Source organism: Micromonospora sp. DH14 (genome assembly GCF_029809455.1).
In the GTDB taxonomy this organism is placed as follows: Bacteria; Actinomycetota; Actinomycetes; order Mycobacteriales; family Micromonosporaceae; genus Micromonospora; species Micromonospora parva.
In genome coordinates this window covers 1-9,432 of record NZ_JARVKT010000064.1, presented here as the reverse complement: position 1 = coordinate 9,432, position 9,432 = coordinate 1, and the positions used below count along the sequence as shown (strand labels likewise).

At 72.0% G+C, this 9,432-nt stretch carries 9 protein-coding genes; 1 reads left to right on the top strand and 8 read right to left on the bottom strand.

Annotation, left to right across the window (positions count from 1 at the left end; translation table 11 throughout):
* Positions 1–51: 51 nt before the first annotated feature.
* From QCZ28_RS34280 to QCZ28_RS34245, 8 genes are read right to left on the bottom strand one after another with little or no spacing between them, the layout of a single operon-like run.
* The gene (locus QCZ28_RS34280) at positions 52–825 is read right to left on the bottom strand and encodes a fumarylacetoacetate hydrolase family protein (RefSeq protein WP_279520506.1); all 774 of its coding nucleotides are present in this window, start codon (positions 823–825) and stop codon (positions 52–54) included.
* 58 nt (positions 826–883) lie between these two features.
* Positions 884–1,999: a 4-hydroxy-2-oxovalerate aldolase gene (gene dmpG / locus QCZ28_RS34275; RefSeq protein ID WP_279520505.1), complete on the bottom strand. Its 1,116-nt coding sequence runs from the start codon at positions 1,997–1,999 to the stop codon at positions 884–886.
* On the bottom strand, positions 1,996–2,928 hold the full coding sequence (locus tag QCZ28_RS34270) for an acetaldehyde dehydrogenase (acetylating) (RefSeq protein WP_279520504.1): 933 nt from the start codon (positions 2,926–2,928) through the stop codon (positions 1,996–1,998). Before QCZ28_RS34270 ends, dmpG begins: the two co-directional genes overlap by 4 nt.
* Positions 2,925–3,722, bottom strand: a complete 798-nt coding sequence (locus tag QCZ28_RS34265) for a fumarylacetoacetate hydrolase family protein (RefSeq protein ID WP_030333489.1) — start codon at positions 3,720–3,722, stop codon at positions 2,925–2,927. Before QCZ28_RS34265 ends, QCZ28_RS34270 begins: the two co-directional genes overlap by 4 nt.
* A gap of 20 nt (positions 3,723–3,742) precedes the next feature.
* A complete protein-coding gene (locus QCZ28_RS34260) occupies positions 3,743–5,224 on the bottom strand; it encodes a 2-hydroxymuconic semialdehyde dehydrogenase (protein ID WP_279520508.1) in 1,482 nt (493 codons plus the stop codon).
* 23 nt (positions 5,225–5,247) lie between these two features.
* Positions 5,248–6,585 carry an NAD(P)/FAD-dependent oxidoreductase gene (locus tag QCZ28_RS34255; protein WP_279520503.1) on the bottom strand — a complete coding sequence of 446 codons (1,338 nt, stop codon included), beginning with the start codon at positions 6,583–6,585 and terminating at the stop codon, positions 5,248–5,250.
* A gap of 58 nt (positions 6,586–6,643) precedes the next feature.
* Positions 6,644–7,924, bottom strand: coding sequence for a kynureninase (kynU, locus tag QCZ28_RS34250; RefSeq protein WP_279520502.1), 1,281 nt, complete (start codon positions 7,922–7,924; stop codon positions 6,644–6,646).
* Positions 7,925–7,938: 14 nt separating this feature from the next.
* On the bottom strand, positions 7,939–8,841 hold the full coding sequence (locus QCZ28_RS34245; RefSeq protein WP_279520507.1) for a tryptophan 2,3-dioxygenase family protein: 903 nt from the start codon (positions 8,839–8,841) through the stop codon (positions 7,939–7,941).
* Between the two features lie 148 nt (positions 8,842–8,989).
* On the opposite strand from QCZ28_RS34245, the gene QCZ28_RS34240 reads away from it, so the two are divergent.
* A partial coding sequence (locus tag QCZ28_RS34240; protein ID WP_279520501.1) for an Lrp/AsnC family transcriptional regulator occupies positions 8,990–9,432 on the top strand: 443 nt, incomplete at its 3' end.

Sequence of the window (9,432 nt, the reverse complement as noted above, 5' to 3'; positions counted from 1 at the left end):
GGCGGCCCGGAACCCCCACCACCCTGATCACGTCGAACCCCACAACTCCGCTCACGACGACGCCCGCAACGACGCCGTGCCGAGCTTCTCCACGACCGCGCGGACATGGGCACCGGGACGCAACGGCACCGCGGCGGTCGCGGCACCGGCCAGGAAGACCCACCCCGACTCCAGCCGCACCCCGTGCCCGCCCGCCAGCCGGATGCCCTCGTCGAGCGCCCGACGCGGGTCACCGAGGATCGCCGCCGTCGAGCCGACCTGCGCCACCCGCCCGTCGACCTCCAGCAGCACGCCGAGGTTGTCCAGCCCCGCCGGCACCGGCGACCACGGCCCGATCACGAAGGCGGCGGCAGAGGTGTTGTCAGCGATCACGTCCGGCAGGGAGAAGCGGAAGTCCGCGTACCGGGAGTCGATCAACTCGATGGCCGGGGCGACAGCGCGGACCGCCGTGGCGAAGTCGCCGACCGGCTCGCCCGGCTCGGGCAGCCGGTCCAACAGGAACGCCACCTCCGGTTCGACCCGGGGGTGGATGTACGTGGCCGGGTCCACAACGCCACCGTCGGGCACCCGCATGGCGTTGGTGAGCCGCCCCCAGATCACCTCGTCCACGCCGACCTGGGCCATCTTCGCCCTGCTGGTCAGCCCCATCTTCAGGCCGACCAGCCGCTCACCGGCGTCGACACGGCGCTGGAGCAGCGCCGCCTGCACGGCGTACGCGGTGTCCACGTCGAGGCCGGTCTCGGCGGCGAGCTGCGGGATCGCGGTGGCCGTGTCGGCCGCCGCACCCAGCTTCTCGGCGATCCCGGCGATGTCCGGTCCGATCATGCTGCGCCACCTTCCGTTCGCGACTGCGGGGCTCGCAAACCCAGCTCACTCCTCGCGCTCACGCTGTGCCACCTTCCGTTCGCGACTGCGGGGCTCGCAAACCCGGCTCACTCACCGCCGGCTCCTTGCCGGCCAGGTCGAGTGCGACGTCGACGATCATGTCCTCCTGGCCGCCGACCATCCGGCGGCGGCCCAGCTCGACCAGGATCGACCGGACGTCCACGCCGTACTTCGCCGAGGCCCGCTCGGCGTGCCGCAGGAAGCTCGAGTAGACCCCCGCGTACCCCAGGGAGAGCGTCTCCCGGTCCACCTGGACCGGCCGGTCCTGCAACGGGCGGACGATGTCGTCGGCCGCGTCCATCAGCGCGAACACGTCACAGCCGTGCTTCCAGCCGTGCAGCTCGGCGACCGCGACGAAGACCTCCAGCGGCGCGTTGCCGGCGCCCGCGCCCATGCCGGCGAGGGAGGCGTCGACCCGGACGGTCCGGCCGTGAGCCGCGTCGGGGCCGACCGGCGCGGACCCGGTGACCCGCCCGTGCTCGACGGCGAGCACGCTGTTGGCCACCCCCAGCGACAGGTTGTGGTGGGCGTGGATGCCGATCTGGGTGTCCGGTGCGAGGACCTGCCGGTACGCGTCGACCCGCTGCGCCACGTCGGACATCAGCAGCCGCCCGCCGGAGTCGGTGACGTAGACGCAGTGCGCGCCGTACGACTCCATCAGCTTGGCCTGACCGGCGAGCCCGGCCGGATCGAACATGTGCGACATCATCAGGAACCCGGCGACGTCCATGCCGTTCTCCCGGGCCCAGGAGATGTGCTGGGCGGAGATGTCCGCCTCGGTGCAGTGGGTGGCGATCCGGACGCTTGTCACCCCGAGCGCCTTCGCCGCCTTCAGGTCGGCGATGGTGCCGATGCCCGGCAGCAGCAGGGTGGTCAGTTTCGCGGTGGTCAGCACCTCGGCCGCCGCGGAGATCCACTCGGCGTCGCTGGCGGCACCGTGGCCGTAGTTGACGCTGGACCCGGCGAGCCCGTCACCGTGCGCCACCTCGATGGCTGCCACCCCGGCGGCGTCGAGCGCGGCGGCGATGGTGCGAACCTGGTCGACGGTGTACCGGTGGGCGATGGCGTGCATGCCGTCGCGCAGTGTCACGTCCTGGATGTACAGGTCGGTCATGCCACCGCTCCCGTCGACCGCAGGGCAACCAGCCGCTCCGCGGTACGCAGCGCGGCCGAGGTCATGATGTCCAGGTTGCCGGCGTACGCCGGCAGGTAGTGGCCCGCGCCGGAGACCTCCAGGAAGACCGACACCTGCAACGCGGTGAGCTGCCGCCCGAGCGAGGGCAGGTACGCCTCGACCCGGTCGAACTGCACGTCCTGCTTGAGCCGGTAGCCGGGGACGTACTCCTGGACCGTCGCCACCATGTCCGCGATCGAGGCGGCGATCGCGGTGGTGTCGGCGTCGGCGTCCGGGCAGAGGCAGTAGACGGTGTCGCGCATGAGCAGCGGCGGGTCGGCCGGGTTCAGCACGATGATGGCCTTGCCCCGTTCGGCCCCGCCGACCACTTCGATGGCCCGGGCCGTGGTCTCGGTGAACTCGTCGATGTTGGCGCGGGTGCCGGGCCCGGCGGACTTCGACGCGATCGACGCGACGATCTCCCCGTACGCCACCGGGGTGACCCGGCGCACGGCGGCCACGATCGGCACTGTCGCCTGTCCGCCGCAGGTCACCATGTTGACGTTGGGCTCGTGCAGGTGCTCGTCGAGGTTGACCGGCGGCACCACGTACGGGCCGATCGCGGCCGGGGTCAGATCGACCACCGTGCGCCCGTACGCCCGCAGCACCTCGTGGTGCCGACGGTGCGCGCCGGCGGAGGTGGCGTCGAAGACCAGCTCGACGTCGGCGAACTCGGGCATCGCGACCAGCCCGTCCACACCGTCCGCGGTGGTGGCCACGCCGAGCCGGCGGGCCCGCGCCAGACCATCGGAGGCCGGGTCGATGCCGGCCATCGCCACCATCCGCAGACTGTCGCTCAGTCGCAACACCTTGATCATCAGATCGGTTCCGATGTTGCCGGAACCGAGCACCGCCACACCGACGCTCATGCCGAACCCTCCCTGCTGAAAGAGGTACGCACCGAGCCGAGCCCGGAGATGCGGGCCTCGTACGCGGCGCCCGGGGTGACCGGCACCATCGGACCGAGCGCCCCGGAGAGCACCACGTCCCCGGCGCGCAGCGGGTCGCCGGCCCGGGCGAGGGTGCCGGCCAGCCACTGCAGGGCGTGCAGCGGGTTGCCCAGGCAGGCCGCGCCCGCACCGACCGAGACCGGCTCACCGGCGTGCTCCAGCACCATTCCGCACAGCCGCAGGTCGACGTCGGCGAGCCGGCGCGGCGTGGTGCCGAGCACGAAGAGCCCGCTGGAGGCGTTGTCGGCGACGGTGTCCACTATGGAGATGTCCCAGGCGGCGATCCGTGAGTCGACGATCTCGATCGCCGGCAGCACGTGGTCGACCGCGCGGATCAGGTCGACTGTGGTGAGCTGCGGGTTCGGGAGGTCCTTGTCGAGCACGAAGGCGATCTCCGCCTCGACGCGGGGCTGGAGCAGCCGGTCGATGGGCACCTCGACCCCGTCGCCGACCGCCATGGCGTCGGTCAGCATGCCGAAGTCCGGCTGGAACACCCCGAAGGTCTCCTGCACCGCCCGGGAGGTCAAGCCGATCTTCGCGCCGACCCGGCGTTCGCCGCGACCCTGCCAGGCCCGCGCCTGGAGCTGCTGCACCCGGTACGCGGACTCCACGTCGCCCTCCGGCAGCAGCCGGCCCCGCAACGGCGCGCACGGCTTGCCGGTGCTGCGGGCGTCGGCCAACTCCCGGTTGGCGGCCTCGATGTCAGCTTCCATGCCCGCTCCCTCGGTACGGCTCACGACAGGTCCACGCAGACGTTGGTGAGTTCGGAGTAGAAGTTCAGCGAGTGCACGCCGCCCTCACGACCGATCCCGGACGCCTTCACCCCACCGAACGGGGTGCGCAGATCCCGCAGGAACCAGGTGTTCACCCAGACGATGCCGGCGTCGAGCCGGGCGCCGGCCCGGTGCGCCACGCCCACGTCCCGGGTCCACACGGTCGCCGCCAGACCGTACTCGGTGCCGTTGGCGAGTGCGTACGCCTCGTCCTCGGTGTCGAACGGCGCGACGTGCACCACCGGGCCGAAGATCTCCTCCCGGTTGGTGCGGGCGTCCGGGGCGAGCCCGGTCAGCACCGTCGGCTGCACGTACGACCCGCCGTCGCGGGCGTCGCCGAAGGTGGGCGTGCCGCCACCGGTGAGCACCTCGGCGCCCTCGGCGCGGGCCAGCTCGTACGCGCCGAGCACCTTCGCCCGGTGCTGGTGGGAGATCAGCGGCATGGTGGCGGTGGCCTCGTCGGTCGGCCAGCCGTACGCCAGCTCGCCGGCCCGCTTGGCCAGCCGGGCGGTGAACTCCTCGAAGACCGGGCGCTGCACGTAGATGCGCTCGGTGCAGAGGCACACCTGCCCGCCGTTGGTGAAGCTGGACCGCACCGAACCGGCGACAGCGGCGTCCAGGTCGGCGTCGGCGAAGACCAGGCCGGCGTTCTTGCCGCCCAGCTCGAAGCTGACCGCCTTCACCCCGTCGGCGGCGGCCCGCATGATCGCGCCGCCGGTGGCCGACTCGCCGGTGAAGGTGATCGCGTCGACCCCCGGGTGGCGGGTGAGATGTTCACCGGCCGAACCCGGCCCGAAGCCGTGCACCAGGTTGAACACCCCGGCCGGCACCCCGGCCGCGGCCATCACCTCGGCGAGCAGCGTCGCCGAGGCGGGAGTCTCCTCGCTGGGCTTGACCACCACGGCGTTGCCGCAGGCCAACGCCGGAGCCACCTTCCAGGTGAGCAGCAGCAGCGGCAGGTTCCACGGCACGATGACAGCGACCACACCGACCGGCTTGCGCAGCGCGTAGTTGAGCGCCCGGCCGCCGGTCGGGGTGACGGTGGTGAACGACTCGGTGGGCGCGGTCGCCACGATCTCCGCGAACGCCCGGAAGTTCGCCGCACCGCGCGGGATGTCCAACGTGCGGGCCTGGGCGATGGACTTGCCGGTGTCGGCGACCTCGGCGGTGACCAGGTCGTCGAAGCGGCGCTCCAGTTCGTCGGCGACGCGGCGCAGCACTTCGGCGCGCTCCCGCTCCCCCATCCGACCCCACGGCCCGCGCAGGGCAGCCCGAGCGGCGGCCACCGCGTCGTCCACGGTGGACTCCGATGCCTCGTCGACCTCGAAGACCTGCTCCCCGGTGACCGGGCTGGCCTTGGCGAACGTCGTTGCGCCGTCGACGAACTCACCGGCGACGAAGTTGCGCAACCGGTGCGGGCCACTCGGCGCGTGGCCGGCCATCAGTCGCGGATCCCAGGTGCCGGTCATGCGCGCCTCCCTCGGCTCAGTGCCGCACAGGTCGCGCCGACCAGCAGCAGCGCGGCCCCGCCGACGGCCGCCCCGAGCACCCGGTGCTGTCGGCGCACCCGGCGGCGCACCTCGGCGTACGGGGTGGTGGAGAACGACACCAGCTCGTACTGGGAAACGTACCGGCCGGGCAGGGCCCGTTCCAGTGCGTGCTCCACCCGCCGCCGGGCCTGGAACACCGGGGAGGCGACCTTGTCCCGCATCTCCACGAAGTTGGTGAGCGCCATCGTCGCGATGGCCTCGGCGTTCTCCTGCCGGCGCCGCTGGAACAGCGGCAACGCCGCCGACCAGTCGTCGGCGCACTCGTCCAGGCAGCGGTCCAGCTCCACCACGTCCTCGAAGGCGCAGTTGGCGCCCTGACCGTAGAACGGCACGATGGCGTGCGCCGCGTCGCCGAGCAGGCCGACAGTGCCGTTGACCTGCCAGGGGGTGCAACGCACCGTGCCGAGCACGCCCACCGGGTTGTGCTGGTAGTCGTCGACCAGGTTCGGGGCCAACGGGACCACGTCCGGGTAGTGCTCGGTGAAGTGCCGTTCGATCTCCGCCGGGCTGGTCAGCGAGGCGAAGCTGCCGGCACCGTCGTTGGGCCAGAACAGCGTGCAGGTGAAGGAGCGGTCCGGGTTCGGCAGCGCGATCATCATCGAGGTGCCACGCGGCCAGATGTGCAACGCGTCCGGGTCCAGGGCGAAGTCCCCGCCCAGCGGCGGGATCGTCAGCTCCTTGTAGCCGTAGTCGAGGAAGTCCACGCTCTCGTCGAGCAACCCGTACGCCAGCAGTTGCCCGCGCACCGCGGAGCCGGCGCCGTCGGCACCCAGCACCACCGACGCCTTGGCCGCGACCGGGCCCTGCGGGGTCTCGAAGCTCAGCGCGCCGTCGGTCGGGTCGAGCCCGACGAGGCGGTGGTCGAAGACGACCCGCACCCCGGGCAGCGCGGCGGCCTCGTCCAGCAGGGCGTTGTTCAGCGCGCCCCGGCTGATCGAGTTGATCGCCCGGTCGCCGGCCGCGCTGTAGGACTGGAACTGCTGCTCACCATCGACCGGGTGGATCATCCGGCCGCGCATCGGCAGCGCGTCGGTCATCACCTGCTCGGCCAGCCCGATCCGGCGCAACGCGTCAAGGCCGCGCTCGGAGAGCGCCAGGTTGATCGAGCGACCCCGCTCGGCGACGCCGGCCCGCGGGTCGGGGCGACGCTCGTAGAGGGCCACCGGGTAGCCCCGCCGGGCCAGGAAGCAGGCGGCCAGACAGCCGGCCAGTCCGGCACCGATGATCGCGATCTCGTCGCGCCGCGCGGTCATGCTGAGCCGCCTTTCGTTCGCGACTGCGGGGCTCGCAACCCCGGCTCACTCCTCGCGCTCACGGGTTCACCCGCCCGACCGTCGCGGCCAGCGCGGACGCGGCCCGCCAACAGTCCAGGTACGTGGAGTAGAGCGGCACCGGGGCGAACCGGACGACGTCCGGTTCACGGGCGTCGGCGATGACCCCGTGCTCGTACCGGAGGCGTTTGGTCAGCTCGGCGGCGCTGCCCGAACCGATGCGCACGGAGAGCTGGCAGCCCCGGCGGGCCGGGTCACGGGGGGTGACCACCCGCAGCGGCCGGCCGACGGTCACCTGGTCGAGCAGCGACTCCAGCCAGCCGGTGAGGCGCTGGCTGCGCGCGCGCAACGCGGTCATCCCCACCGAGTCGAACAGCTCCAGCGAGGTACGCACCGGACCCATCGCGAAGATCGGCGGGTTGGAGATCTGCCAGGCCTCCACGGTGGCCGGTGGCCGGGACACCGGCGTCATCTCGAACCGGGTCGCCGCCGCGGTGCTCCACCACCCCTCGAAACGGGGCAGGCTGTCGTCGCCGAGGTGCCGCTCGTGCACGAAGACACCGGCCAGGGCGCCCGGGCCGGAGTTCAGATACTTGTAGGAGCACCACGCGGCGAAGTCGACATCCCAGTCGTGCAGGGCCAGCGGCACGTTCCCGACGGCGTGGGCCAGGTCCCAACCGACCACCGCGCCGGCGGCCCGGCCGGCAGCGGTGATCGCCGGGATGTCCAGCAGCTCGCCGGTGAGGTAGTTGACGCCGCCGAGCAGCACCAACGCCACCCGGTCACCCTCGGCGGCCAGGTAGTCGGTCACATCCTCGGTGCGCAGAGCGTCCTCACCGTCGCGGGGACGCAACCGGACCACTGTGTCGTCCGGGTCCAGGCCGTGGAACCGGGCCTGGCTGCGCACCGCGTAGCTGTCCGAGGGGAAGGCCGCGTCCTCGATGACGATGCGGGTGCGCGCGCCGGCCGGACGGTAGAAACTCACCATCAGCAGGTGCAGGTTGACGGTGAGCGAGTTCATCACCACGGCCTCCGCCGGGCGGGCGCCGACCAGTCGGGCGGCCGGCCCGGTCAACAACTCGTGGTACGGCAGCCAGGCGCGCTCCGCCTCCAGGTGCCCCTCCACGCCGAGCCGCCCCCACGCGTCCAGGTCGGCCAGGAGTTCGTCGCGGGTGGCCCGAGGTTGCAGGCCGAGCGAGTTGCCGGCCAGGTACGCCGACTCGGGGTGCGCGCCCCCGTCGGCCGGCGGCACGTGGAACAGGTGCCGGTGGCCGGGGTCGGCCTCGTCGCGGCGGTGAGCTTCTTGTTCTGAGGTGTGCATGTCTCGCTCTCCGGTCACATCGCGGTGCGGGCCGACCACAGCTCCGGGAAGACCACCCGGGCCATGCTGCGTTGCAACCACGCCAGGCCGGCGGAGCCTCCGCTGCCGACCTTGGCGCCCATTGTCCGCTGCACCGCCTTGACGTGATTCCAGCGCCAGTCGCCGAACTCCTCGGCGACCGCGCTCAGCGCCTCACCGAGCAGCCGCAGGTGGTTGTCCGGGCCGGCGTCGTCGTAGATCCGTACCCAGGCCGCCTCGACCGACGGCTGCGGGTCGTGCTCGACGGTCACGTCCCGGTCGAGCAGGTCGGCGGGGAGATCGAAGCCACGGCGGGCGAGCAGCGCGAGCACGTCGTCCCAGAGGCTGGGTGCGGCCAGCGCGGCGCTCAGCGCGGCGTGCACCTCGGCCTGCCGGCGGAACGGGCGGATCAGCGTGGGGTCGCGCAACCCGAGCAGGAACTCCAACTGCCGGTACATCGCCGACTGGAAGCCGGAGGCTTCGCCGAGCAGGTTGCGGAACCGGTTGAAGTCGGCCGGGCTCATCCAGCGCAGACCCTGCCAGGCGGCGTTGAGCCCCTCAAGGTGCAGCTTGGCTCGGCCCAGCGGGGCCAACGCCTCCCAGACCTGGTCGGCGCGGATCAGCCGCTGGGTCTCCCGCAGTTCGTGGCAGGTCAGCCCGAAGTACAGCTCCATGATCTGGCTGACCATCAGGAAGGACATTTCGCCGGGGTCGTCGCTGAGCGGGTGCTGCATCTTGTGCAGGGCGCTGGCCTGCACGTACGCGTCGTACGGCACCATGTCGGCGAACTCCAACGTCGGCTCGCCACCGGTGCGCTCCGCCTGAGCGGCACGCTGCCCGGGGGTCACCGGCTGCACCGTGGCACGGCGGTTCGTCGCCCGCCGCTCCGTCTGATCCACCATCTCGTCTCCCTCCCCCGGACTGGCCGACGCCATGATCTCGCGGTCGGATCGGCCTGCGGAATGCCAAATCAACGGCTCTCGCCGCCTTCTCCTGGCAAACCAAAGGCAACTAGGCGAAGTCGGTTCACGAAAGTAAGGTCTGAGCGTGGACGACATGGACTGGGCGCTGCTGCGCGAGTTGCAGGCCGACGCGCGGCTCTCCTTCAGCGAGTTGTCCCGGCGGGTGCACCTGTCGCCGCCGTCGGTAGCGGAGCGGGTCCGCCGGCTGGAGGAGTCCGGGGTCATCACCGGCTACCACGCCCATGTCGACCTGACCCGCGCCGGCCGAACAGTGGTCGCTTTGATCCGGATGTCCTGTTACGGAACGCGGTGCATCCTGCACGACCCGGCGGTGGCCGGCTGGCCGGAGATCCTGGAGATCCACCGGATCACCGGGGACGCGTGCAGCGTGCTGAAGGTGGCGGCCGGCTCGATCGGCGCGTTCGAGGGGGTCATCGACCGTCTCGCCCCGTACGGCCAACCGTCGAGCACCATGGTCCTTTCCTCCCCGCTGACCTGGCAGCCCGTGACCCCCCTTGCCACCCCCCA

Bases quoted from the DNA above. Each gene is read 5' to 3' on its own strand.
- QCZ28_RS34255 (WP_279520503.1), bottom strand. From the start codon at position 6,585: ATGACCGCGCGGCGCGACGAGATCGCGATCATCGGTGCCGGACTGGCC.
- QCZ28_RS34260 (WP_279520508.1), bottom strand. From the start codon at position 5,224: ATGGCCGGCCACGCGCCGAGTGGCCCGCACCGGTTGCGCAACTTCGTC.
- QCZ28_RS34280 (WP_279520506.1), bottom strand. From the start codon at position 825: ATGATCGGACCGGACATCGCCGGGATCGCCGAGAAGCTGGGTGCGGCG.
- dmpG (WP_279520505.1), bottom strand. From the start codon at position 1,999: ATGACCGACCTGTACATCCAGGACGTGACACTGCGCGACGGCATGCAC.
- kynU (WP_279520502.1), bottom strand. From the start codon at position 7,924: ATGCACACCTCAGAACAAGAAGCTCACCGCCGCGACGAGGCCGACCCC.
- QCZ28_RS34270 (WP_279520504.1), bottom strand. From the start codon at position 2,928: ATGAGCGTCGGTGTGGCGGTGCTCGGTTCCGGCAACATCGGAACCGAT.
- QCZ28_RS34265 (WP_030333489.1), bottom strand. From the start codon at position 3,722: ATGGAAGCTGACATCGAGGCCGCCAACCGGGAGTTGGCCGACGCCCGC.